Source organism: Streptomyces sp. NPDC040432 (assembly GCF_055595445.1).
In genome coordinates this window covers 390320-414854 of record NZ_JBVIVP010000002.1, presented here as the reverse complement: position 1 = coordinate 414854, position 24535 = coordinate 390320, and the positions used below count along the sequence as shown (strand labels likewise).

Below are 24535 nucleotides of genomic sequence, written 5' to 3'. Positions count from 1 at the left end.
GATCCACGGGTGTCGAGTCTCAGCGGACGGCACAGGGCCGTCCGCCCGGGAGGCCCTTTGCACCAGGACGCGCGTGCGGTTCGCACGGTCGGATTGGAGGGCCGGAACACGGCCCGCGCATTGGCGCCGTTGACCGGTCCGGTCTTCATGGCCCGACCTCTTCCGAGGGGGTACGTCCTTCCGTGGTGACCAGCACAAAGCGCCGCCTGCCCGACAGGCGGACCTACGTCCTCGACACCAGCGTCCTGCTGGCAGACCCCAACGCGATCTCCCGCTTCGACGAGCACGAGGTCGTGCTCCCGATCGTGGTGATCACCGAGCTGGAGGCAAAGAGGCACCATCCCGAACTCGGCTACTTCGCGCGCCAGGCCCTGCGCCTGCTCGACGACTTCCGGGTCCGGTACGGACGCCTCGACGCCCCCATCCCGCTGGGCGATCTGGGCGGCACCCTGCGCGTCGAGCTCAACCACTCCGACCCGGGCGTCCTGCCGGCCGGCTTCCGGCTGGGGGACAACGACTCGCGGATCCTCGCGGTCGCCCGCAACCTCCAGGCCGAGGGCTACGACGTCACGGTCGTGTCGAAGGATCTTCCCCTGCGCATCAAGGCCTCGTCCGTGGGCCTGCTCGCGGAGGAGTACCGCGCCGAACTCGCCATCACCGACGGCGGCTGGACCGGCATGAGCGAGCTCGCCCTCTCCGGCGAACAGGTGGACCTCCTCTTCTCCGAGGAGCGCCTGTACGTCCCGGAGGCGGCCGAGCTGCCCGTCCACACCGGACTGGTGCTCCAGTCGGAGCGCGGCAAGGCACTGGGCCGGGTCACGGCCGACGGCAACGTCAAGCTCGTACGGGGCGACCGCGAGGCCTTCGGGCTGCACGGTCGCAGCGCCGAGCAGCGCATCGCCCTCGACCTGCTGCTCGATCCGGAGATCGGGATCCTCTCCATGGGCGGCCGGGCCGGCACCGGAAAGTCCGCGCTGGCCCTGTGCGCCGGCCTGGAGGCCGTACTGGAACGGCGGCAACACCAGAAGGTGATGGTCTTCCGGCCGCTGTACGCGGTCGGCGGCCAGGACCTCGGCTACCTGCCGGGTGACGCCTCCGAGAAGATGAGTCCCTGGGCGCAGGCGGTCTTCGACACCCTCTCGGCCGTCGCCGGGCGCGAGGTCATCGAGGAAGTGCTGAACCGCGGCATGCTGGAGGTCCTGCCGCTCACGCACATCCGCGGCCGTTCGCTGCACGACGCCTTCGTGATCGTGGACGAGGCGCAGTCCCTGGAACGCAACGTGCTCCTGACGGTGCTCTCCCGGATCGGCGCCAACTCCCGGGTCGTACTGACCCATGACGTCGCACAGCGGGACAACCTGAGGGTCGGCCGGTACGACGGAGTCGTCGCCGTCGTCGAGAAGCTGAAGGGGCATCCGCTGTTCGCGCACATCACGCTGACCCGCTCCGAGCGCTCCCCGATCGCCGCGCTGGTCACCGAGATGTTGGAGACACTCTGATCCGCAACGGGCCAAAAGCCCCATAACCGCAGCACGAGTTGACGCCGCCCGGCAAAAGGCCCAGAGCCTAGCCGGGCGGCGTCGCGCTGCACAGCCCTTTGTCGCAAACAGCTACCGCATGCCAGGTGTGACCTTTCCCACGCAACGCAGAATTGCCCTGCGGCGTCGGGGTCCGGCAGAGTCTGTTTCCCGTCAGGCCCCGCATACGGCACACCTGTACCTCTCGTGAGGTACGCGCAGCACCACAACTCCAGAACCGTTGGCCGTATGCCGCCCGAGCTTCACGCGGCGACTTCCCCAGGGGAGTTGCCCACGGGCCCGCGCCTCCAGTGACCGCACCACCACGGAGGCCAGTGTCGAGGGCACTCTTGCGCCCGCGCGGTCACTGCGGACGCTGCTGGAAGGACACCGTGTGAACCGGATCTCGGTTCGGGGTTTCGCAGTGGCTTCGGCCACCGCGGTCACCACCGTTGGCGCAGTCGTGGGCGTTGCCACCGGCGACCCCTCCTCGAATGACCTCGAAACGACCGCCTCCGGCGCGACCCTCCTCGCTGAAATCCCGGTCGACGAGCAGGCACAGGTCCAGAGCGCCACCCTCGCGCAGCAGGCCGACACCATCGCGCACGCCGCCGACACCGACGCCAAGCGTTCGACGGAGGAGGCCGCTCGCGTCCAGGCCGCCGAGGACGCCAAGTCCAAGAAGGCCGAGGCCGAGAAGGCCGACAAGGCGAAGAAGGACAAGGAAAAGGCCGACCTGGAGGCCAAGGCCAAGGCGGAGCGCGAGGAGGAGGGCGAGATCGCCAGCCGGTCCGCGTCCCGCGACTCGGCCGACTTCCCCGTCCAGGGCTCCTACACGGTCGCCCAGGTCAAGGCCATGGCCCAGCAGATGGTCCCGGCGGGGCAGTTCCAGTGCTTCTCCAACATCATCAACCACGAGTCCACCTGGAACTACAAGGCCGTCAACGCCTCCTCGGGCGCCTACGGTCTGGTCCAGGCGCTCCCCGGTACGAAGATGGCCTCGGCCGGCGCCGACTGGCGCACCAACCCGGCCACCCAGATCAAGTGGGGCCTGAACTACATGAACGAGCGCTACGGCAGCCCCTGCGGCGCCTGGAGCTTCTGGCAGGCCAACAACTGGTACTAGGGTCCGCCCGACCCCCGAGCAGCCCCGCACCGTCCTACGGTGCGGGGCTGCTCGCGTGTACGGTCGTGCGGGGCGCGGCCGCACGGGGCACGCCGACGCGGTGGGCGGGGGGAAGGGAACGACATGGCGAAGACGGCAGGCTGGCTCGGCCGGCTCGGGAGCAGGCTCAGCCGGATGGAGGCACGCCTGGACGAACGGCGTGCCGAGGTCGAGGCCGAGGCCGAGGGCGTCGGCGAACCGCCGCTGCCCGCCCCCGCGGTGACCGCCGACGCGGGCGCCGCGCCCGCCCGCACCGGTAAGGGCCCGGGCGGGGCTCCGGAGCGGCCCGACCCGGTCAGCGTCATCCCCTGGGGGGTGCGCGTCGCCGCGGAGGCCAGCTGGCGGCTGCTGCTGCTCGCCGGCCTGCTGTGGGTGCTGATGCGGGTGATCAGCGAAGTGCGCCTGGTCGTCCTCGCCTTCGCCGCCGCCATGCTGGTGACCGCCCTGCTCCAGCCGTTCGTGGTCCGCCTCCGCCGGCTGGGGCTGCCGCGCGGACTGGCCACCGCCGTGACCGCGATCCTCGGGTTCGTGGTGATCGGACTGGTCGGCTGGTTCGTCGTCTGGCAGGTCATGGACAACCTCGACGACCTCTCGAACCGGCTTCGCGAAGGCATCAACGAACTCAAGACCTGGGCACTGGACAGTCCGTTCCACGTGACCGAGAAGCAGATCAACGACATCGCGAAGAACCTCAGCGAGACCATCGGCACCAACACCGAGGAGATCACCTCCGCCGGCCTGCAGGGCGTGACGGTGCTCGTCGAGGTCATGACGGGCATGCTGCTCGCGATGTTCTCGACGCTCTTCCTGCTCTACGACGGCAAGAAGATCTGGACCTGGGTCCTGGGCCTGGTTCCCGCCGCGGCCCGTCCCGGAGTCGCGGGCGCCGGTCCGCGCGCCTGGCGCACGCTGACGGCGTACGTGCGCGGCACCGTGCTCGTCGCGCTCATCGACGCCGTCTTCATCGGCCTCGGGCTCTACTTCCTCAACGTGACGATGGCCGTGCCGCTGGCCGTGTTCATCTTCCTGTTCGCCTTCATCCCGCTCGTCGGCGCCGTGATCTCCGGGGCGCTGGCGGTGGTCGTGGCGCTGGTGACCGAGGGCCCGTTCACCGCCCTGATGGTCGTCCTCGTGGTGCTGGCGGTGCAGCAGATCGAGGGGCACGTCCTGCAGCCCTTCATCCTCGGTCGGGCCGTACGGGTCCACCCGCTCGCGGTGGTGCTGGCGGTGGCCGCCGGCGGGATGGTCGCGGGCATCGGCGGAGCGGTGGTCGCCGTACCGTTGGCCGCCGTCACCAACACGGTGGTCGGCTACCTGAAGGCGTACTCCCGCGAACAGCGCGGGATCCCGGCCCTGAGCGGCCCCGGGCCGCACGGCGCGACCGCGGTCGAAGTGGCCGTACGGGAGGCCGGGGATGATCAGCGAGCCTGAGCTCGAAGGGAACTGGACCTCGGAGCGACCGGCCGAGGTCGCGCGGTTCCTGGAGGCCGAGGGCGGAGCCGGGCCGAAGGCACCCCGCAGGCCGTGGTGGTGGGCCCTGGGCGGGGCGCTGGTGGCCTCCGCGGTGTGGGCGGGGGTCCTGGCCGTGCAGGATCGATTCGCCGACGGTCCGCCGCTCGCCTACCGGCACTCCGAGGACCTGTGCAAGGACGCCGAGCTGAAGGCCCTCTCCGGGTTCGCCGGCGACCTGGACCGCGGGCCGAAGCGGCAGACGCGGAACCCGGCGTTGGACTGGTCGTTCTGCTCCTTCTCCAGCGGCTGGGAGGAGGAGAGGATCAGCTACTTCGGCCACGTGCTCGTCGAACTGCACGGGCGGACCGACCCGGGGACCGAGTTCGGAGCCGGCCCCGGGCTCGACGCACGGATGGCGAACGAACCCGGCGAGGTGCAGGAAGTGCCGGGGCTGGGGGAGCGGGCGCTGCTCTTCCGGCACGTCATGGCTCCCCGGATCCAGGTCCTCGACGGGGGCGCGGTCTTCACGATCGCACTGGAATGGCACACCGCGGGGAGCGACGTCGCCCCCGACGCGCAGCCCGACGAGGACGCCCTCGCCGCCGCCCTGATCGAGGACGCCCGGGCCCTGATGACCCGGCTCAAGAAGTGAACGAAAGGGCCCCCGCAGCCGGGAAGGCTGCGGGGGCCCCTACGCGTGAGGCGGCGGTCACTCGGCGGCGAGGGTCGCCTCCGCGTCGAGGGTGACGGCGACGGCCTGGATCACCGAGGCGACCTTGAAGGCCTCCTGGACCGTCTCCCGGTCGACGCCGGCCTTGCGCAGGACCTGCTCGTGCGAGTCCAGGCACTGGCCGCAGCCGTTGATCGCGGAGACCGCGAGCGACCACAGCTCGAAGTCGACCTTCTCGACACCGGGGTTGCCGATGACGTTCATCCGCAGGCCCGCGCGCATCGTCCCGTACTCCGGGTCGGAGAGCAGGTGGCGCGTGCGGTAGAAGACGTTGTTCATCGCCATGATGGCGGCGGCCGACTTCGCGGCGGCGTACGCCTCCGGGGTCAGCGCGGCCTTCGCCTCCGGCTCCAGCTCACGCAGGACGCGCGGGGAGCGGGCCGCGATGGCGCAGGACAGGACGGTGCCCCACAGCTGCTGCTGCGTGAGGGCGTCCTGGTTGCCGATGACCGAACCGAGGTTCAGCTTCAGGTCCTTGGCGAAGTCCGGTATGGCCGACTTCAGGGTGTCGAGGGACATCCGTCACTCACCGGCCAGCAGCGCGCCGGCGTCGAGGGTGGTCTCGCCCTTGGTCCAGTTGCAGGGGCACAGCTCGTCGGTCTGCAGGGCGTCGAGGACCCGCAGGACCTCCTTGGGGTTACGGCCCACGGAACCGGCGGTCACCATCGTGAACTGGATCTCGTTGTTCTGGTCGACGATGAAGACGGCGCGCTGCGCGAAGCCGTCGGCGCCCTGGACGCCGCAGTCGCGCATCAGCTCGTGCTTGGAGTCGGCCAGCATCGGGAAGGGCAGGTCACGCAGGTCGGCGTGGTCCTTGCGCCAGGCGTGGTGGACGAACTCGGAGTCGCCGGAGACGCCGAGGATCTGCGCGTCGCGGTCCAGGAACTCGTCGTTCAGCTTGCCGAAGGCGGCGATCTCGGTCGGGCAGACGAAGGTGAAGTCCTTCGGCCAGAAGAACACCACGCGCCACTTGCCCTCGTAGGTCTTGTGGTCGATCTGAGCGAACTCGCTGCCCGCTTCGAGCGAGACGCAGGCGGTCAGATCGTAGGTGGGGAACTTGTCACCGACAGTGAGCACGAACTCTCCTTGCGAAATGGAAAGTGACCCTTTTGGGGGCTTTCCGAAGGGGTTGGACGGATCTCACATGCTGGCACAGCTGCATTGATTACGGAAATAGCTAGTCTTGTGTCGGGTGATCGGAGGTACCTATCAGTGGCTGTCAGTAGTAGAGGACCGAAGCAGCCGACGCTGGCGCAGCTGCGCGCCTTCGCGGCGGTGGCGGAGCACCTGCACTTCCGGGACGCCGCCGCGGCGATCGGAATGAGTCAGCCCGCACTGTCCGGGGCCGTGTCCGCGCTGGAGGAGGCCCTCGGGGTGCGGCTGCTGGAGCGCACCACCCGCAAGGTGCTGCTGTCCCCGGCCGGCGAGCGGATCGCGCTGCGGGCTCGGGGCGTCCTCGACGCGATGGGCGGGCTGCTGGAGGAGGCCGAGGCGGTACGGGCCCCCTTCACCGGGGTCCTGCGGCTCGGCGTGATCCCCACGGTGGCCCCGTACCTGCTGCCGACCGTCCTGGGCCTGTTCCAGCGCCGCTACCCGGGGATGGACCTCCAGGTGCACGAGGAGCAGACGGCCACGCTGCTGGAGGGGCTCTCGGGCGGCCGGCTGGACCTGCTGCTGCTCGCCGTCCCGCTGGGTGTCCCTGGGGTCACCGAACTGCCCGTGTTCGACGAGGACTTCGTGCTGCTCGCCCCCCGCGACCACCCGCTCGCCGGGCGCCGGGACATCCCCCGCGAGGAGCTGCGCGGGCTCCAGCTGCTGCTGCTCGACGAGGGGCACTGCCTGCGGGACCAGGCCCTGGACATCTGCCGCGACGCCGGGCGGACCGTCGGCGCGGACGTCACCACGACCGCGGCCGGACTGTCCACACTCGTACAACTGGTCGCCGGGGGACTGGGGGTGACCCTGCTGCCGCGCACCGCGCTGCGGCTGGAGACCGCCCGCAACGAACACCTGTCGACGGGGTACTTCGCCGAGCCCGCCCCCTCGCGGCGGATCGCCCTGGCGATCCGTACCGGAACGGCCCGGGAGGAGGAGTTCCGGGCCATCGCGGGCGCCCTGCGCGGGGCGGTGCGCCCGCTTCCGGTGTGGCCCACCGACTGACGGCCCGTGCCCCGGCGGTGCACCCGTCGGGGCTCCGGCCGTGGGGCCGTCAGGGCTCCGGGTTGTTGCGCGGGCGACCGCGCGGTCTGATCGGGGCGGCCCCGCCCGGCAGTCGGCCGGCGTCGGACAGGGCCCTGCGGAGCAGGAACTCGATCTGCGCGTTCGCGCTGCGCAGTTCCTCCCCCGCCCAGCGGGCCAGGGCGTCGTGGACCTGGGGGTCCAGGCGCAGCAGCACCTGCTTGCGCTCCGGCCTCGCGGTCCGCGGCTGCCGCCCCGGCGCCGTCCCGTCCGGCTCCGCCCCGTCCGGCTCGCGGCCGGGACGGGCGCCGCCTGCGGGGCTCACTGGTAGAGGGTGCCCGTGTTGATGACGGGCTGGGCCGCGCGGTCACCGCAGAGCACCACCATCAGGTTCGACACCATGGAGGCCTTCCGCTCGGGGTCCAGGTCCACGATGTCCTCCTCCGCGAGGCGGGTGAGGGCGAGTTCCACCATCCCCACCGCGCCCTCGACGATCTGCTTGCGAGCCGCCACGACGGCCCCGGCCTGCTGGCGCTGGAGCATCGCGGAGGCGATCTCCGGAGCGTACGCGAGGTGCGTGAAGCGGGACTCGATGATGTGCACGCCCGCCGCCTCGACGCGGGTCGCGAGTTCGACGGCGAGCTTCTCGGTGATCTCCTCCGCGTTGCCGCGCAGGGAGAGGCCGCCCTCGTCGTGGGAGTCGTAGGGGTACTCGATCGCGATGTGCCGGACGGCGGCCTCGGTCTGCGTCTCGACGAACTCGGTGAAGTCCTCGACCTCGAACACGGCCCGCGCGGTGTCGGCGACGCGCCACACCACGACCGCCGCCAGCTCGATCGGGTTGCCGTAGGCGTCGTTCACCTTCAGGACGGCCGTCTCGTGGTTGCGCACCCGGGTGGAGATCTTCTCGCGGGAGGTGAGCGGGTTGACCCAGCGCAGCCCGTCCGCGCGGATCGTGCCCCGGTAGCGGCCGAACAGCTGGACGACCCGGGCCTCGCCCGGTGCCACGGTGTTGAGCCCGCTCATGGCGACGATCGAGAGGAGGGTCGCGAGGATGCCGAGCAGGATCAGGGAGGCCTGGGCGGCGACGGTCGAGGCGTTCGCGCCGAGGACGATCACCGCCGCCCCCGCGACCACCCCCAGCAGTCCGCCCAGCAGGGCCAGCCCGCCGCCGACGCTGCGCGCCGTGAACTCCCGTACCTCGCTCGGTCGCGTGCCCGTTGTCGCTGTCATGGAATACCCCCGTTTGGTGCGCGGCGTCCGGTCGGAACGGGCCGGATCGTCTATCAAAGTGATATCAGTTTTTGCGGAGTCCGCAACCCTTCAGGCATCGTGAGCGTCGGTTCCATTGGAGTGGGTGCTGATTCTCACGTCCGAATTGACCGGTATTGATCAGGGATGACCGACCTTTGTCACAGCCTGCGGTGTTAGTTTTCTGAGCTGACGTCGGGGGGGTAATCGAGCGGAGCGGGAGCGATGGGCCGAGCAGAAGCGCGACGAGCGCAGCAGCGCAGCGGTGCGCGGAATACGCCGCGCGGGCGCGCCAATGGCAGCGCCGGCAGACCAACCGGCATACGTCGCTTCTTCACCTGGAAGAAGATCCTCGGCGCCTTCTTCGGGATGATCCTGCTCTGCATAGGCGGGGTCGTCGTGCTCTACTTCCTCGTGAACGAGCCCACCGACCCGAACAAGACGGCGACGCTCCAGAGCAACACGTACAAGTACGCCGACGGTTCGGTCATGGCCCGCACCGGCGAGGTCAACCGCGAGAACCTCCCGATCGACAAGATCCCGGAGGACGTGCGCAACGCGTTCATCGCGATCGAGAACAAGTCCTTCTACAAGGACCGCGGCATCGACCTGATGGGCGTGGGCCGAGGCCTCTTCAACACCCTCCGCGGCAAGGGCACCGCAGGCGGCTCGACGATCACCCAGCAGTACGTCAAGAACTACTACCTGACGCAGGACCAGTCGCCCACCCGCAAGGTCCGGGAGTTGATCATCTCCCTCAAGGTCGACCAGCGGATGGAGAAGGACGACATCCTCGCCGGTTACCTCAACACCAACTTCTACGGCCGCAACGCCTACGGCATCCAGGCCGCGGCCCAGGCCTTCTACGGCGTCGACGCCGAGAAGCTGACCCTGGAGCAGGGCGCCTACCTCGCCGCCGTCATCCAGGCCCCCAGCCAGTACGACTGGGCGACCGCCGGACCCAACGGCAAGAACCTCGTCATGATCCGCTTCAACGCGGTCCTCGACAACATGGTCGAGATGGGCGAGCTGGACGAGGCCAAGCGCAAGACCCTGAAGTTCCAGGAGCCGATCAAGCCCAAGCCCCGCCCGGGCATGGAGGGCCAGAAGGGCTACCTGGTCCAGGCCGCCGAGGTCGAGCTGAACAAGCAGAAGATCACCGACGCCGACATCGCCGCCGGCGGCTGGACGATCGTGCTCAACATCGACAAGAAGAAGCAGGCCGCCCTGGAGAAGGCGGTCAACGACGAGCTGGAGTCCAAGCTCGACCGCAAGAACACCAAGGAACGCCCCGTCGACCAGAACGTCCAGGCCGGCGCCACCTCGGTCGACCCCAAGACCGGCGCGATCGTCGCGATGTACGGCGGCCAGGGCCTCACGGAGAAGTCCGCGAGCAACGCGCTGCGCACCGACTACCAGCCGGGCTCGACCTTCAAGCCGATCGTGCTGGCCTCCGCCCTGGAGAACGGGGCGACCACGCAGGACGGCAAGGAGATCACTCCCAACGCCCTGTACGACGGCACCAGCAAGCGCAAGGTCGTCGGCAGCGACATCCCGTTCAACCCGCAGAACCAGGACGACATCAACTACGGCGAACCGATGATGACGGTCCAGGACGCCACGAACTCCTCGGTCAACTCGGTGTACGCGCAGATGATCGTCGACGCCAAGCCGAAGAACGTGAAGAAGACGGCGCTGCAGCTCGGCATGGTGGACCGCAAGGGCTGGGACGAGGACCAGCCGGCCATGTCGCTGGGCACCATGAGCGCCAACACCGTCGAGATGGCCGGCGTCTACGCCACCTTCGACAACCACGGCAAGAAGGTCACCCCGACCATCATCAAGTCGGCCGAGCACAAGGACGGCGAGTTCCAGCCGGTCAACCCGATCGGCGGCCAGGCCATCACCCGCCAGACCGCGGACACCGTCACCAAGGTGCTCACCGGAGTCGTCGCCGAGGGCTCCGGCCAGGCGGTGCGCAGCGGCGCCTACCAGGCCGCGGGCAAGACCGGTACCGCCGAGCTCAACGTCGCCGCCTGGTTCACGGGCTACACCCCGGAACTGGTGACCATCGTCGCGATGTTCGGCGAGGACCCCGTCTCGCACAAGCAGGTCACCCTGACCGGCACCGCCGGCAAGGGCCGCGCGGGCGGATCCAGCTTCCCCGCCGAGATCTGGAAGGCGTACACCCTCGCCGCGCTCAAGGGCGTCGAAACCGGCGAGTTCAAGCTGACCGAGGCGAGGATGGGCGTGCCCGTCGCGCCGAGCCGCAGCACGTCCCCGTCGGCGCCCTCCACCTCGCCCTCGACCAGCCCGACGCCGAGCACCAGCCCCAGCCGGCCGTCGACCTCGCCGAACCCGTCGCAGAGCACCACCAAGCCCGACCCGTCGAAGTCGACCGGCGGCCCGACGAAGACCGTCGATCCGACCAAGACCGTCGACCCGACGAAGACGGCCGATCCGACGAGATCGTTCATCTTCCCCCGGCCCAACCCGGAGGAGCAGTAGCGGCAGGGGGACCGGTAGCGGTACCCGCACGCACCACCGCCCCGCAGCGTGATCGCTGCGGGGCGGTGGTGTGTGCGCTCCACCCGCCTTGGCGGGCCCTGCGCCCGCCAGGGGTCAGGCCTGCTCGAACCGCGCGGCGATCCGGTCGCCCACGCCCTTGTCGACGGCCCGCCAGTACTGGAGGGCCCGCGCCAGCACCGGGGCGCTCACCCCGTCCGCCAGGTGCCCGGCCACGTTCGACACCAGCCGCTCCCGGGCCGCGTCGTCCATCACCTGCCGCACCAGCGTGCCCGGCTGCCCGAAGTCGTCGTCCTCGGCGCGCAGGCCGTACGCGGCCCGCACCATCTCGCCCGCCGCCGCCCAGCCCGCCGGCTCGCCGGAGCGGGCCGGGTCGGCCGCCGGGCCGCCGTAGGAATTCGGCGCGTACGGGCGGGCCGTCGCCGGCGCCTCGTGGCGCATCGCGCCGTCCTTGGCGTACGACGCGACCCGCGACCGGGGCCGGTTCGGCGGCAGCTGCGTGTAGTTCGCCCCGATCCGGTAGCGGTGCGCGTCCGGGTACGAGAACAGTCGGCCGAGCAGCATCTTGTCCGGCGACGGGCCGATGCCCGGCACCAGGTTCGAGGGCTCGAAGGCGGCCTGCTCGATGTGGACGAAGTAGTCCTCGGGGTTGCGGTCCAGCGTCATCCGCCCGACCTCGATCAGCGGGTAGTCCGCGTGCGGCCACACCTTCGTCAGGTCGAACGGGTTGAACCGGTAGTCCGGGGCGTCCTCGAAGGGCATGACCTGCACCTTCAGGGTCCAGCCCGGCGCCTCGCCGCCCGAGATCGAGTCGAACAGGTCCCGCCGGTGGAAGTCGGGGTCCTCACCCGCGATCCGGTCGGCGTCCTCCTGCGTCAGGAACTCGATGCCCTGGTCGGTGTGGAAGTGGTACTTCACCCAGAACCGTTGGCCGCCCGCGTTGACCCACATGTAGGTGTGCGAGCCGTAGCCGTTCATGTGCCGGTAGCCCCGGGGGATGCCCCGGTCGCCCATCAACCACGTCACCTGGTGCGCGGACTCCGGCGACAGGGTCCAGAAGTCCCACTGCATGTCGTGGTCGCGCAGCCCGTTGTCGGGGCGGCGCTTCTGCGAGCGGATGAAGTCCTGGAACTTGCTGGGGTCACGGACGAAGAAGACCGGGGTGTTGTTGCCGACCAGGTCGTAGTTCCCGTGCTCCGTGTAGAACTTCAGGGCGAACCCGCGCGGGTCGCGCCAGGTGTCGGGGGAACCCTGCTCTCCGGCGACGGTCGAGAACCGCGCCAGCACCTGGGTGCGCCGCCCCGGCTGGAAGAGGTCGGCCCGGGTGAACTGGCTGACGTCGTTGGTCACCCGGAAGTCGCCGTACGCCCCCGCGCCCTTGGCGTGGACCACCCGTTCGGGAACCCGTTCGCGGTTGAACTGGGCCATCTTCTCGATCAGGTAGTGGTCCTGGAGCAGAACGGGACCGTCCGGGCCGATGGTGAGCGAGTGCTCGTCGCTCTCCACCGGGATTCCGGCGTTGGTCGTCGTGTACGGGCCCTTCGGCGCGTCCTGGGTCACGAGCGGTCTCCCCTGGGGTCGGTGGGATCACTGGCAGCCCCCCGGCTCACGCCGGAAAGGGGCACCCTCCCGCGCCTACCCAGTCAACGCCGCTCATGCGAACCCGGCAACGGGAGCTCGAACCAGACCACCTTTCCGCTGCTCAGACGGGTGGCGCCCCAGCGTCGCGCCAGCCGGTTGACCAGGAACAGACCGCGCCCGCCCTCGTCGGTGTCCCGGGCCCGCCGCTGCCGGGGCAGCTGCGGGGAGTCGTCGCCGACCTCGCAGCGCAGCACGTCCGTGCGCAGCAGCCGCAGCGTTACGGGCCGCTCGGCGTACCGGACGGCGTTCGTGACGACCTCGCTGACCAGCAGCTCCAGGGAGTCGCTGAGGTCCTCCAGGCCCCACCGGGTCAGGGCCCGGCGGGCGAACCTGCGGGCCCGACCCGGAGCGGTCTCCTCCGGGTCCAGGAACCAGTACGCGACGTCGCTGGGCGCGATCCCGTCGAAACGGGCCGCGAGCAGGGCGATGTCGTCGTCCCGGTCGCCGGGGCCCAGCATGTCCAGCACGTCGTCGCAGAGGGCCTCCAGCGGCGGCGGATGGTCCAACCCGGTCAGCTGGGCGGTGGTCGCCAGCCGTTCGCGGAGCTGCTCGATGCCGGTCCAGACGTCCCGCAGTCGGGACTCCACCAGCCCGTCCGTGTACAGCAGGAGGGTCGCCCCCGCCGGGGCGTCCAGCTCCACGGCCTCGAAGTCCACGCCGCCCACGCCGATCGGGGCGCCGGGAGGCACCCGCAGCACCTCGGCGCGGCCGCCCAGGTGCAGCAGCACCGGCGGCGGGTGTCCGGCGTTGGCGATGGTGATCCGGTGCGAGACCGGGTCGTAGACCGCGTAGAGGCAGGTGGCCATCCGGTCGGAGCCCAGCCGCTGGGCCTGCTCGTCCAGGTGGTGCAGGACCTCCGCGGGCGGCAGGTCCAACTGCGCCAGGGTCTGCGCCGTGGTGCGGAGCTGGCCCATGATCGCGGCGGAGGTCATGGAGTGGCCCATCACGTCGCCGACGACGAGCGCGACCCGGCTGCCGGGCAGCGGTATGGCGTCGTACCAGTCCCCGCCGACCCGGGCCGTCTCGGCGGCGGGCAGGTACCGTGAGGCGAGCCGGACCCCGGTGGGCTGCGGCAGGCTGTCGGGCAGCATCGTGCGCTGGAGCTCGTCGGCGATGTACGCCTCGCGGCCGTACAGCACCGCCTTGTCGATGCCGAGCGCGGTGTGGGTGGCCAGCTGCGCGGCGACCAGCAGGTCGTTCTGCTCGAAGGCGTCCCGGTCGGGCGTGCGCAGGAACACCGCCGCGCCGATCACCCGTCGGCGGCCCCGGAGCGGGGCCAGGATGGCCCGCCGGCCGCGCGGCACGGGATGCTCGGAGCCCAGCAGCTCCGGCAGCGCGTCCTTGGCCCCGGCGGCCGACCCGAAGACGGGCCGTACGCCGCGCAGGACCTCGGCGAGGGCCCCGCCGGGGCGGATCTCGCACAGCTCGGCCGCCGGCAGGTCACCCTGCGGCCCGACGAGCGGCAGCTGACTGAAATCGAGCTCACCGGCACCTCCCGGGGCCCCCGCGGCCCCGGCGGTCGCCGCGGGCTCGCCCGCCCCGCTGTCGGTCAGGTCGTCGATCGGCCGGAGCCGGTCGGTCCGCCGGAGCCTGAGGACGACGGGCCCGACGGGCCGCTCGTCCCCGACGGGCAGCGGATCGCGCAGGTAGACGAGGATGGCGTCGGAGAACGTCGGAACCGTCGCCCGGCACAGGCCCAGCACGATCTCGTCCAGGTCGATGCCGCGGGCGATCCGTCGGGTCGCGGCGCCGACGAAGCGCAGCCGGTCGCCCTCGCGGCGCGCCGCCGTCACCTCCCCGGCCCCGGAAGCCCCCGTGGATCCCGCGCCGACGGAGGAGAGGCCGCCGATGTCCGACAGCGCCTCGGGCGCGCCGGAGGGCAGCAGGGGGGCCGTTCCGACGGGGGCGCGGGGGCCGGGCGGCCCGGCGCGTCCCGGTCCGGTCTCCGCCGCGTCGCGCCGGCCGGCGTTGCGCGCGGCCTCGTCGTCGCGGGTGCGGGCGCCGCCGGAACCGGCGTCCGCCGCGCCGTGCCCGGAGCCCCGGGAGGCTTCCGCGGGCTGCCCGGGGCCCGGACCGGGGGCGGCGGTGCCGCGCGGGCGCGGGACCTCGGCGCCGCCCTGGCCGGACACCGGAACCTGCGCATGCGTGCGTACGGCCTCGGCGGCCGCGATCGGGGCCTTGCCGTGGCCTGCCTCGTCCGAACCTCCGCCGGAGGCACCGGCGGGCTGCGGGCCCTCCTGGGAGGTGGGGTACTCCGTCACGCGTGGAATTCCGTCCGTTTGCGCTGGATGTGCGCTGCACTCAACTCGGTCAGTCGCGGTATACCCGCTCAGCGGCGGGGACACCTCAGCCCCCGGATTCCGCGTCCCGCTCGTTACCTCTCGTTCAGCGTTGACCCTCGGTCAAGTCCCGGTCTTAGCAGGTCATTTGTGACCGCGGGACCTTGCTGCGGCCCCGCGCACGACCGGCGGAGGCCGATCCTACGGTTCAACCCCGGGGGCGCATCAAGGGTCTCATGAGGTCATATGCGCCGGGGTGCGGTCCCAGTCCTCCGGGAGAGGGGGGACGTCCCAGCTCGGATCGGGCCGCCAGTCGGGCCAGCCGCCGGAGAACGGCGCCCCCCACGCGTCGATCACCTCGACCGCCGCGCGACCCGCCTCCCGGACCCGCCGGGCCTGGTGGGGGTCCATCAGACCGGTCCGTTGTGCCTGCGCGAACTCGTCCTCGTCCAGCCACTTCCAGCTGCGGTCCGGGTAGACGGCGATGTCGAGGAAGTGGTCCTCGGAATCGACCCCGCCGGCCCATCGGACGCGGGGCTCCTCCAGGTTCACGTACCAGTTCTTGAACCGCCAGTCCCGGTCCCAGAACAGCCACACCGACCACGGTTCCCCGGGCCGGGCCAGCTTCAGCACACCGCTGCCGAACCAGCGCGACCGTGCGGTGGTGCGCGGAGCGGTGTAGCGGGTCGCGAGCGGCTCCTGGTGCACGGGGGAGCCGTCGGCGAGCACCGGCTTGACGCACTCGGTGCCCGGCGCCATCCACACGGCCAGCAGTTCGTCGGTGTCCTGGACGACGGTGACCGGACGGCAGATGTGGACCGGGCCGCTCAACCCGGGGGCGTTGTCGCGGTAGCGCCAGAGGATCTGCTCCCCGGGCGTCCAGAGCGTGTCCCGCGTCCCGTCGCGCGCGCCGCGCCGCGCCGGGCCGTCCCCGGGCCGAAAGGTACCTGTCATGCGCAGATCTTAGGGCGGGCGCCCGTACGGTGGCTGCGGTGCAGGTCACCGACGTGCCCGGGGACGGTAAACGACCGGATTCGGCCCCTGTCCGGTAACAGCTCGGGGTCGGGTCAGGGGCGGGTCATCCGCAGGACGTCCAGCGCCTCGTCGAGTTGTTCGAGGGTGAGGTCTCCGCGCTCCACGTAGCCGGACTCCAGCACGACCTCCCTGATCGTCCTGCGTTCCGCGAGCGCCTTCTTGACGACCTTGGCGGCCTCCTCGTAGCCGATCCAGCGGTTCAGCGGGGTCACCACGGAGGGCGAGGACTCCGCGTACTCCCTGGCACGCTCGGCGTTCGCGGTGATCCCGTCCACGGTGCGGTCGGCCAGCAGCCGGCTTCCGTTGCTGAGCAGACGGATCGATTCGAGGAGGTTCCGGGCCATCACCGGAAGCATCACGTTCAGCTCGAAATTGCCGGCGGCACCTGCCACGGCGACCGTGGCGTCGTTCCCCATCACCTGTGCGGCGATCATCAGAACGGCCTCGGGGACGACCGGATTGACCTTTCCGGGCATGATCGAGGACCCCGGTTGCAGATCCGGGAGATTGATTTCGGCCAATCCTGTGCGCGGTCCCGAGGCCATCCAGCGGAGGTCGTTCGAAATCTTGGTGAGTGATACGGCGATGGTCCGCAGCATTCCGGAGGTTTCCACGAGGGCGTCGCGCGCGCCCTGCGCCTCGAAGTGGTTGCGGGCCTCGGTCAGCGGAAGCCGGGTGACCCTGGCGACCTCGGCGATCACGGCGGAGGAGAAGCCGGGCGGGGTGTTGATGCCGGTCCCGACGGCCGTGCCGCCCAGCGGGAGCTCGGCCAACCGGGGGACGACCGCCCGCAGCCGCTCGACGCCGTAGCGGACCTGGCTCGCGTACCCGCCGAACTCCTGCCCCAGGGTGACCGGGGTGGCGTCCATCAGGTGCGTGCGCCCGGCCTTGACCACCTCGGCGAATTCGGCCTCCTTGCGCTCCAGCGCGGCGGCCAGGTGCTCCAGCGCCGGCATCAGCTCGCCGGTGACGGCGGCGGTCGCCGCGATGTGGATGGAGGAGGGGAACACGTCGTTGGAGCTCTGCGAGGCGTTGACGTGGTCGTTGGGGTGCACCTCGCGCCCCAGCCGCTCGGTGGCGAGGGTGGCGATCACCTCGTTGGCGTTCATGTTGGACGAGGTGCCGGAACCCGTCTGGAACACGTCGAGCGGGAAGTGCTCGTCCCAACGGCCGTCCACGACCTCCTCGGCGGCGGACCGGACGGCCTCCGCGAGGTCCGCGTCCAGCACGCCGAGGCGGGCGTTCACCACGGCTGCCGCCGCCTTGACCCGGGCCAGGGCCGCGATGTGGGCGCGCTCCAGCCGCTGGCCCGACAGGGGGAAGTTCTCCACGGCGCGCTGGGTCTGCGCGCGCCACTTGGCGTGGAGGGGGACCCGTACGTCACCCATCGAGTCGTGCTCGATCCGGAACGCTTCGGTTTGCTGATCTTCAGTCATGTTCGTGACCTCCTGAAAAAGTTGAGCAATTGTCTTGTTCGAAGTGTTCCCAACTCCCCTACCCATCAGTAAATACCGTGGGTAACACCGATTTCGGGGAGGCGTTCATGGCACGTGCTCGTACGGGATCCAGGCTCAGATCTACCTTCGCTTCGGTCGTGGCGATCGCGGCCGCCCTCGGGGGCGTCACCGCCGTCACCCCCATGGCCCAGGCGGCGCCCGCCGCCACCGGAACCACCGCGGGCGCGATCACCCCGCTGCCGCCGGAACTGGAGGCCGTCCGGGCCGCCGAGGCCACCCGGATCTACGGGGACCCGGCGATCCGCCCGCCCGCCCAACGCAGGACCGGGCTCATCTCGCTCGGCGACAGCGAGATCTCCGGCGAGGGCGTCGGCACCTACGACCCCGCGACGAACACGCCGAACAACCAGTGTCACCGCTCGCCCGACGCGGCCATCCACCGCACCGGCATCCAGGCCGACCTGACCTTCAACGTAGCCTGCTCCGGCGGGTACACGGGCAACATCAGGATCGGCGGCAGCAAGCAGTACGCGGACGAACTCGTCCAGAGCGACAGCCTGGCGATCAAGGCGCGCAACACGAGGATCAAAATGGTGCTGCTGGTCGCCGGGGCCAACGACGACCTCCAGTTCGGCCCCGTCATGACCGACTGCGTCACCCGCTGGGTGCTCATCCAGGGCACCTGCGAACCCAAGTACGCCCCGGGCTGGCAGGCCCGCGTCGACGGCCTGAAGCCCAAGGTGCAGTCGACCGTCGGGGACCTGCGGACCGTCATGCGCGACGCCGGCTACGCCGACTCCGACTACAAGCTCGTCGTCATGGGCTATCCCAGCCCCATCGGCCCCGACTTCGGCGACAACCCGAACTTCCCCGGCAAGCTCCCCGGCGGCTGCGCCGGCTACGACTCCGACGCCACCTGGGGCCGCAACCACGCCGTCCCCGCCTTCGAGAAGGGCATGCGCGCCGCCGCCCGCGACTCCGGCGCCCTCTACCTCGACAACTCCCGCCTCTTCCACGGCCACGAGGTCTGCATGGAGGACACCTGGGCCCGCGGCCTGTACCTCGACCTCGGCGACCACTTCCCGTGGGACGAGAACACCGCCCGGCAGTCCTTCCACCCCAACTACCGGGGCCACGGCGCCTTCGCGTCCTGCCTCACCCAGTTCTACGACTCGGGCCTGCGCGAGGCCTCCTGCGCCGATCCGGCGAGCACCGGCACACCCGTCCTGCAGGCCGGTGCCTGGGACGACCTGTACGCGCCGTTGACGAACGCCGCCACCGGCAACTGTCTGGACGCCTCGGGCGGATCCAGCGCCAACAACACCAAGGTCGTCGGCTGGGACTGCCACGGCGGCCGCAACCAGGGCTGGTGGTACGACACCGCCCGCAAGTCCCTGCGCGTCGAACTGACCCACGACCGCTGCCTCGACGTCCCCGGCGCCTCCTACACCAACGGCACCGGCCTCATCCTCTGGAACTGCCACGGCGGCGCCAACCAGCAGTTCGTCCGGGACGGCTCGACCCTGCGCCCCGCCGCCGCGACGGGCCTGTGCCTGACCGTCCCGGCCGCGCACGAGCAACTGCGCCTGCGGACCTGCGACGGCTCCGCGAACCAGCGCTTCACGTAACCACCCACCCGCCGACCGCCCCCGATCCCCACACCCGCCCCCCACACCCGGCCGGCGCACACCGGCCGGGTGCCTCACAGGTCGCGCAGGAGCTTGCGCACGTCCCGCGGCCGGTTGGTGATGATGGTGTCCACGCCGAGCCGCACGCACAGCTCCACGTCCGCGGGCTCGTCCACGGTCCACACCCGCACCGCCAGCCCCTTGGCCTTCAGCCGCCCCACCAGCCCCGGATCCCGGCGCACCAGGTCGATGCCCGGTCCCGCGTGGGTCGCGTACGGGGGCCGCGCGGGCCTCAGCCGGCGCTCCATCAGGTACACGGCGGGCAGTCCGGGCGCCAGCCGGTGCATCCGGGTCAGGGCGCTGCGGGAGAAGCTCATCACCTCGACGCGCCCGTCGGAGCCGTCCGCGAGGCCGTGCGCCCGCAGGACCCGCACGAGCTCGGCCTCCAACCGGCCGCCCGACCGGGTGGGGTGCTTGGTCTCCACGGCCAGCCCGACGCGCCGGGGCGCGGCCAGCACCTCCCGCAGCAGGTCCTCGAAGAGCAGCACCCGCGCGCCGCGGTGCTCCGGGCCCTTCCATCCGCCGAAGTCGAGGGCGGCGAGCTCCTCGTACGTCATCGTCGACACGACCCCGCGCCCGTCCGAGGTCCGCTCCACCCGCCGGTCGTGCACGCACACGAGCCGCCCGTCGGCGCTGAGCCGCACGTCGCACTCCAGGGCGTCGGCCCCGTCGGCGATGGCCTGCCGGTAGGCGGCGAGGGTGTGCTCGGGGTGCTCGTGGGAGGCCCCCCGATGGGCGACGACCCGCACGTCACGGACCGTGGAAGGGAACGGCTGCGTCATGTCCCCGACGTTATCCCGGTGCGCCGTCCGCCCCCGGACGGCATGCTCCACCCGTGGCTGAACACTTCGTGACACTTCCCTGCGGGCACCACGAGCCCTGCGGTTTCGCTGCCCGGCAGCAGATCGTCGACGGACGGCTGCACTGGCAGGGCAGCGACTTCTGTGCCGAGCACGGAGCCTGGGCCTGCGACGAGGGCCGGGCCCCGACACCGCGCCGGGTGCGCGAGGCGATCCTCGCCGCCGAGGGCGCGGTCCACCTCCCCGTCGGCGGCCCGGACGGCGTCCCGCTCATCAAGGTCCGCGCCCTGTACGGGCTCACCCTTCCCGAACTGCGCGAGGCGCGGGCGGCCGGCATCGACGCCACCCCGGTCGAGGCGGACCTGCTGCGCGGGGCGGCTCCGCGGCCCCGCGCAGCAGGCACGGGATGACCTAGCCGAGACCCGGGCCGCGGACCGGGATGTGGGTGAACGTCGGCTCGGGGGCCGGGTTCTGGAAGAAGTCGTTGCCCTTGTCGTCCACGACGATGAACGCCGGGAAGTCCTCGACCTCGATCTTCCAGACCGCCTCCATGCCGAGCTCCTCGTACTCCAGGACCTCGACCTTCTTGATGCAGTCCTGCGCCAGGCGGGCCGCCGGGCCGCCGATGGAGCCGAGGTAGAAGCCGCCGTGCGTGCCGCAGGCGTTCGTCACCTGCTGCGACCGGTTGCCCTTGGCCAGCATGACCTTTGAACCGCCCCCCGCCTGGAACTGCTCGACGTAGGAGTCCATGCGGCCGGCCGTGGTCGGGCCGAAGGAGCCGGAGGCGTAGCCCTCGGGGGTCTTGGCCGGGCCGGCGTAGTACACCGGGTGGTCCTTCAGGTACTGCGGCATTCCCGCGCCCGAGTCCAGCAGCTCCTTGATCTTGGCGTGCGCGATGTCGCGCGCCACGACCAGCGGTCCGGTCAGGCTCAGGCGGGTCTTGACCGGGTGCTTGGTCAGGGTCGCCAGGATGTCGTCCATCGGCTGGTTCAGGTCGATGGAGACGACGTCCGCGGCCTCGTCCAGGTGCTCGTCGGTGGTCTCCGGCAGGAAGCGCGCCGGGTCCGTCTCCAACTGCTCCAGGAAGACGCCCTCCGCGGTGATCTTCGCGGTGGCCTGGCGGTCCGCCGAGCAGGACACGGCGATGGCGACCGGCAGGGACGCGCCGTGGCGCGGCAGGCGCACCACGCGCACGTCGTGGCAGAAGTACTTGCCGCCGAACTGGGCGCCGATGCCGATCTTCTGGGTCAGCTCGAAGACCTGCTGCTCCAGGGCCTCGTCGCGGAAGCCGTGGCCGAGCGGCGAACCCTCGCGGGGCAGTTCGTCCAGGTAGTGCGCGGAGGCGTACTTGGCGGTCTTCAGGGCGTGCTCGGCGGAGGTGCCGCCGACGACGATCGCCAGGTGGTAGGGCGGGCAGGCCGCCGTACCGAGCGAGCGGATCTTCTCCTCCAGGAACTTCATCATGGAGGCCTCGTTGAGGACCGCCTTCGTCTCCTGGTAGAGGAAGGACTTGTTGGCCGAGCCGCCGCCCTTGGCCATGAAGAGGAACTTGTAGGCGCCGCCGTCGGTCGCGTACAGCTCGATCTGCGCGGGCAGGTTCGAGCCGGTGTTCTTCTCCTCCCACATGGTGATCGGGGCCATCTGCGAGTAGCGCAGGTTCAGGCGCGTGTAGGCGTCGAAGATGCCGCGCGACAGCGCCGCCTCGTCACCGCCCTCGGTGAGCACGTTCTGGCCGCGCTTGCCCATGACGATCGCGGTGCCCGTGTCCTGGCACATCGGCAGTACGCCGGCCGCGGCGATGTTCGCGTTCTTCAGCAGGTCCAGCGCGACGAACTTGTCGTTCGCGCTGGCCTCCGGGTCGTCGATGATGCGACGCAGCTGCGCGAGGTGCGCGGGGCGCAGGAAGTGCTGGATGTCGTGGATCGCCTCTTCGGCGAGCTTGCGCAGCGCCTCCGGCTCGACCTTGAGGAACGTACGGCCGTCCGCCTCGAAGGTGGACACGCCCTCGGCGGTCACCAGCCGGTAGGGGGTGGTGTCCTCGCCCAGGGGCAGCAGGTCGGTGTACGCGAACTCCGGCATTGGGGGCATTCCTTCAATCGGCAGACGGCGCTGGCGACCAATTTGGCAGCGCGGTATCAAGCGTAGGACCTCCCGGAGGCGCCACGTCTGTGAGGTAAGGCTCACTCAGTCGTATCGCGATCTATCGTGTCTCGCTATGCTGGCGTCGTGGACCTGGAAAAGCACCCCGCCGCCCCCGCTGCCGCCGCCCCTTCCGAGCTGCGCGCCTCCGACGCCGACCGGGACCGGATCGCGCAGATCCTCTCGGACGCCCTCGCCGAGGGCCGGCTGACCGCGGAGGAGCACTCCGAGCGCCTGGACTCCCTCTACGCCTTCAAGACGGTCGGCGAGCTGGACGTGCTCGTACGGGACCTCCCGGCCGCGCCGGGGTCCGCGGGCGCCGCCCCCGTGGCCGCCCCCGGATCGGGCTGGACCGAGACCGTCGTCGCCGTGTGCAGCGCCTCCGCCCGCAAGGGCCGCTGGCGCCCCGGTGCCCGTACCCGAGCCGTTTCGGTCATGGGCGACATCAACATCGACCTGACCGAGGCCGTCTTCGAGCAGCAGATCACCGAGATAAACGTGACGTCGGTGCTCGGCAACGTCGAGATCATCGTTCCGGAGAACGTCACCCTGCGCGGCTACGGCAGCGGCGTCCTCGGCAACTTCGAGGTCAGCGGTCAGGCCCGCGGCGCCACCGATCCGCAGGCGCCGGTCGTGATCGTCCGTGGCTTCTCACTGCTCGGCAACATCGAGGCCCGCCCCAAGCCCGGGGCCCGACTGGTCGACCTCGCCCAGAAGTTCCGCAAGCGGCAGGAGGGCTGAACGGCCCGTGCCCCGCGCGTCGGGCAGGGGGGCCGCACGGGGGTTTCGGGCCTGCGTCGTTTTTCGGTTTTCGGTCGAACCCCCGCGCCCGGCGGCCCGTGGGGCATAGGGGCACGCCCAGCGGGTAGGGACTGGTGCATCGTCTCTCGCTCGCGTATACGTCGTCAGGAGTAGACCGTGCCGCATCCGCCGCATCAGTCCCTGCAGGCAGCCGTCGTCCAGAGCCTTCCGACGCGGACGGCCGCCGTGCCGAAGCCGAGGGTGCCGGCCCGGGAGGAGGACGGCCCCTGGCACGCGGAGGCGGTGTGCCGCAGGGACGAGGCGGGACTCTTCTTCGCCCCCTCGAAGGAACCCACCGCGGCCCGGCTCGCCCGCGAAGAGGCCGCCAAGCGGGTCTGCGCGCGCTGCCCAGTCATGGTCGCCTGCCGCGAACACGCCCTGCTCCAGCCCGAGCCCTACGGCGTCTGGGGCGGTCTCACCGCCGCCGAGCGGCGGGTCGTGCTGGGTCGGCGCAGGCGGCGCGCCACCGAACTGCTGCCCGGCGCCGCCGGGCCCGGGCCCATCGCCGCGGCGGGCTGAGCCCGATCCGCCACGCCCCGGCCCCGGCCGGGCGCGCGGTACGACGTACGGACGCGAAAGGGGCGGACCCGCCGCACGCGGGACCGCCCCTCACGTCGTACCGCCCTCAGGGCCGGCCGCTCTCCGCGCCGCTCCTACTGGGCGCGGTCGAAGTCGATGCCGCTGTACGCGCGCAGCTTCGACAGCCGGTGGGTGGAATCGATCTGCCGGATGGTGCCCGACTTCGAGCGCATGACCAGCGAGGACGTCGTCGCGGTCTCCGAGCGGTAGTGGACGCCGCGCAGCAGCTCGCCGTCCGTGATGCCGGTGGCGACGAAGAAGACGTTCTCGCCGGACACCAGGTCCGTCGTGGTCAGGACGCGGTCCAGGTCGTGACCCGCGTCGATGGCACGACCGCGCTCGGCGTCGTCCTTGGGCCACAGCTTGCCCTGGATGGTGCCGCCGAGGCACTTGATGGCGCAGGCCGAGATGATGCCCTCGGGCGTGCCGCCGATGCCGAGGAGCAGGTCCACGCCGGTGCCCTCGCGCACCGCCATGACCGAGCCCGCGACGTCGCCGTCCGAGATGAACTTGATGCGGGCGCCGGTCTCGCGGATCTCCTTGACGATGCCCTCGTGACGCGGGCGGTCCAGGATGACGACGGTGACGTCCTCGACGGCGATGCTCTTGGCCTTGGCGACGCGGCGGATGTTCACCGCGACGGGGGCGTTGATGTCGACGAAGTCGGCGGCCTCGGGGCCGGTGACGAGCTTGTCCATGTAGAAGACCGCGGACGGGTCGAACATGGTGCCGCGGTCGGCGGCGGCCAGCACGGCGATGGCGTTGGGCATGCCCTTGGCGTTGAGCGTGGTCCCGTCGATCGGGTCCACGGCGATGTCGACCTCGGCGCCGGTGCCGTCGCCGACCCGCTCGCCGTTGAAGAGCATGGGGGCTTCGTCCTTCTCGCCCTCGCCGATGACGACGACGCCGTTCATCGAGACGGTGGAGATCAGGGTGCGCATCGCGTTGACGGCGGCGCCGTCGGCGCCGATCTTGTCGCCGCGGCCGACCCACCGGCCGGCGGCCAGGGCTGCGGCCTCGGTGACCCGGACCAGTTCCAGGGCGAGGTTGCGGTCGGGGGAATCGGGATGGACTTCGAGCTGGGGCGGCAGGTTGTGCTCGGTCATCGGAGCGCACCTTTCTGTACGACGACGGCCGGGATGTGAGGGTGCTGGAACTCTATCGGTACGTCGACATATTGAGCAGGCCGGGTCACGTATGAGCGGAATATCGGTCAAGGGGTTGGCGTGAGCGGACACCTTGCGCTCGGGCGGCCCTTTCCCGTGCGCGCGACCGACACGGCCACCCCGGCGGTGAT

General features: G+C 71.0%; 21 protein-coding genes. 10 read left to right on the top strand and 11 right to left on the bottom strand.

The window, feature by feature from the left end; translation table 11 throughout:
• The first annotated feature begins 182 nt into the window (after positions 1–182).
• From ACZ58N_RS05570 to ACZ58N_RS05555, 4 genes are all read left to right on the top strand, one after another.
• The gene (locus ACZ58N_RS05570) at positions 183–1499 is read left to right on the top strand and encodes a PhoH family protein (RefSeq protein WP_281204987.1); all 1317 of its coding nucleotides are present in this window, start codon (positions 183–185) and stop codon (positions 1497–1499) included.
• Positions 1500–1911: 412 nt separating this feature from the next.
• A complete protein-coding gene (locus ACZ58N_RS05565) occupies positions 1912–2643 on the top strand; it encodes an aggregation-promoting factor C-terminal-like domain-containing protein (RefSeq protein ID WP_471155944.1) in 732 nt (243 codons plus the stop codon).
• A gap of 123 nt (positions 2644–2766) precedes the next feature.
• Positions 2767–4113, top strand: a complete 1347-nt coding sequence (locus tag ACZ58N_RS05560) for an AI-2E family transporter (protein WP_471155941.1) — start codon at positions 2767–2769, stop codon at positions 4111–4113.
• Positions 4097–4786, top strand: a complete 690-nt coding sequence (locus ACZ58N_RS05555; RefSeq protein WP_471155939.1) for a hypothetical protein — start codon at positions 4097–4099, stop codon at positions 4784–4786. Before ACZ58N_RS05560 ends, ACZ58N_RS05555 begins: the two co-directional genes overlap by 17 nt.
• A gap of 57 nt (positions 4787–4843) precedes the next feature.
• On the opposite strand, the gene ACZ58N_RS05550 is transcribed toward ACZ58N_RS05555, so the two are convergent.
• Both ACZ58N_RS05550 and ACZ58N_RS05545 read right to left on the bottom strand, forming a co-directional pair.
• Complete coding sequence (locus ACZ58N_RS05550; protein ID WP_471155936.1) at positions 4844–5383, bottom strand: alkyl hydroperoxide reductase; 540 nt, start codon at positions 5381–5383, stop codon at positions 4844–4846.
• Between the two features lie 3 nt (positions 5384–5386).
• Complete coding sequence (locus tag ACZ58N_RS05545) at positions 5387–5941, bottom strand: peroxiredoxin (protein WP_281204983.1); 555 nt, start codon at positions 5939–5941, stop codon at positions 5387–5389.
• 135 nt (positions 5942–6076) lie between these two features.
• Between ACZ58N_RS05545 and ACZ58N_RS05540 the strand changes: the two genes are divergently transcribed.
• Positions 6077–7024, top strand: a complete 948-nt coding sequence (locus tag ACZ58N_RS05540; RefSeq protein ID WP_471155934.1) for a hydrogen peroxide-inducible genes activator — start codon at positions 6077–6079, stop codon at positions 7022–7024.
• Positions 7025–7073: 49 nt separating this feature from the next.
• On the opposite strand, the gene ACZ58N_RS05535 is transcribed toward ACZ58N_RS05540, so the two are convergent.
• Both ACZ58N_RS05535 and ACZ58N_RS05530 read right to left on the bottom strand, forming a co-directional pair.
• Positions 7074–7367 carry a type II toxin-antitoxin system antitoxin gene (locus ACZ58N_RS05535; protein WP_471155932.1) on the bottom strand — a complete coding sequence of 98 codons (294 nt, stop codon included), beginning with the start codon at positions 7365–7367 and terminating at the stop codon, positions 7074–7076.
• Complete coding sequence (locus ACZ58N_RS05530; RefSeq protein ID WP_471155929.1) at positions 7364–8275, bottom strand: SPFH domain-containing protein; 912 nt, start codon at positions 8273–8275, stop codon at positions 7364–7366. Before ACZ58N_RS05530 ends, ACZ58N_RS05535 begins: the two co-directional genes overlap by 4 nt.
• Before the next feature lie 243 nt (positions 8276–8518).
• Between ACZ58N_RS05530 and ACZ58N_RS05525 the strand changes: the two genes are divergently transcribed.
• The gene (locus ACZ58N_RS05525) at positions 8519–10801 is read left to right on the top strand and encodes a transglycosylase domain-containing protein (protein WP_471155926.1); all 2283 of its coding nucleotides are present in this window, start codon (positions 8519–8521) and stop codon (positions 10799–10801) included.
• Between the two features lie 114 nt (positions 10802–10915).
• On the opposite strand, the gene ACZ58N_RS05520 is transcribed toward ACZ58N_RS05525, so the two are convergent.
• The 4 genes from ACZ58N_RS05520 to ACZ58N_RS05505 form a co-directional block, all read right to left on the bottom strand.
• The gene (locus ACZ58N_RS05520; protein WP_471155923.1) at positions 10916–12379 is read right to left on the bottom strand and encodes a catalase; all 1464 of its coding nucleotides are present in this window, start codon (positions 12377–12379) and stop codon (positions 10916–10918) included.
• A gap of 83 nt (positions 12380–12462) precedes the next feature.
• Positions 12463–14721 carry a SpoIIE family protein phosphatase gene (locus ACZ58N_RS05515; RefSeq protein ID WP_471155920.1) on the bottom strand — a complete coding sequence of 753 codons (2259 nt, stop codon included), beginning with the start codon at positions 14719–14721 and terminating at the stop codon, positions 12463–12465.
• Positions 14722–14973: 252 nt separating this feature from the next.
• Positions 14974–15693, bottom strand: coding sequence for a cytidylyl-2-hydroxypropylphosphonate hydrolase (gene fomD, locus ACZ58N_RS05510; protein ID WP_471155917.1), 720 nt, complete (start codon positions 15691–15693; stop codon positions 14974–14976).
• Positions 15694–15806: 113 nt separating this feature from the next.
• Entirely contained in the window at positions 15807–17210 is a 1404-nt protein-coding gene (locus ACZ58N_RS05505; RefSeq protein ID WP_471155915.1) for a class II fumarate hydratase, read from the bottom strand.
• 107 nt (positions 17211–17317) lie between these two features.
• Here ACZ58N_RS05505 and ACZ58N_RS05500 point away from each other — a divergent pair, with 107 nt between their 5' ends.
• Positions 17318–18859, top strand: coding sequence for a ricin-type beta-trefoil lectin domain protein (locus ACZ58N_RS05500; protein WP_471155913.1), 1542 nt, complete (start codon positions 17318–17320; stop codon positions 18857–18859).
• 74 nt (positions 18860–18933) lie between these two features.
• Here the strand turns inward: ACZ58N_RS05500 and ACZ58N_RS05495 are convergent, their stop codons facing one another.
• Positions 18934–19701, bottom strand: a complete 768-nt coding sequence (locus ACZ58N_RS05495; RefSeq protein ID WP_471155910.1) for a glycerophosphodiester phosphodiesterase — start codon at positions 19699–19701, stop codon at positions 18934–18936.
• 53 nt (positions 19702–19754) lie between these two features.
• Between ACZ58N_RS05495 and ACZ58N_RS05490 the strand changes: the two genes are divergently transcribed.
• Complete coding sequence (locus tag ACZ58N_RS05490) at positions 19755–20129, top strand: hypothetical protein (RefSeq protein WP_471155908.1); 375 nt, start codon at positions 19755–19757, stop codon at positions 20127–20129.
• A 1-nt stretch (position 20130) separates the two neighbouring features.
• Here ACZ58N_RS05490 and ACZ58N_RS05485 read toward each other — a convergent pair whose 3' ends face one another.
• Complete coding sequence (locus tag ACZ58N_RS05485) at positions 20131–21798, bottom strand: fumarate hydratase (protein ID WP_471155906.1); 1668 nt, start codon at positions 21796–21798, stop codon at positions 20131–20133.
• Positions 21799–21945: 147 nt separating this feature from the next.
• Between ACZ58N_RS05485 and ACZ58N_RS05480 the strand changes: the two genes are divergently transcribed.
• Both ACZ58N_RS05480 and ACZ58N_RS05475 read left to right on the top strand, forming a co-directional pair.
• Complete coding sequence (locus tag ACZ58N_RS05480; RefSeq protein WP_471155903.1) at positions 21946–22599, top strand: DUF1707 SHOCT-like domain-containing protein; 654 nt, start codon at positions 21946–21948, stop codon at positions 22597–22599.
• A gap of 177 nt (positions 22600–22776) precedes the next feature.
• Positions 22777–23178 (top strand): WhiB family transcriptional regulator, encoded by a 402-nt coding sequence (locus ACZ58N_RS05475; RefSeq protein WP_385575545.1) that lies wholly within the window; start codon positions 22777–22779, stop codon positions 23176–23178.
• Positions 23179–23312: 134 nt separating this feature from the next.
• Here ACZ58N_RS05475 and glpX read toward each other — a convergent pair whose 3' ends face one another.
• Complete coding sequence (glpX, locus tag ACZ58N_RS05470) at positions 23313–24344, bottom strand: class II fructose-bisphosphatase (RefSeq protein ID WP_362877401.1); 1032 nt, start codon at positions 24342–24344, stop codon at positions 23313–23315.
• Positions 24345–24535: the final 191 nt, after the last annotated feature.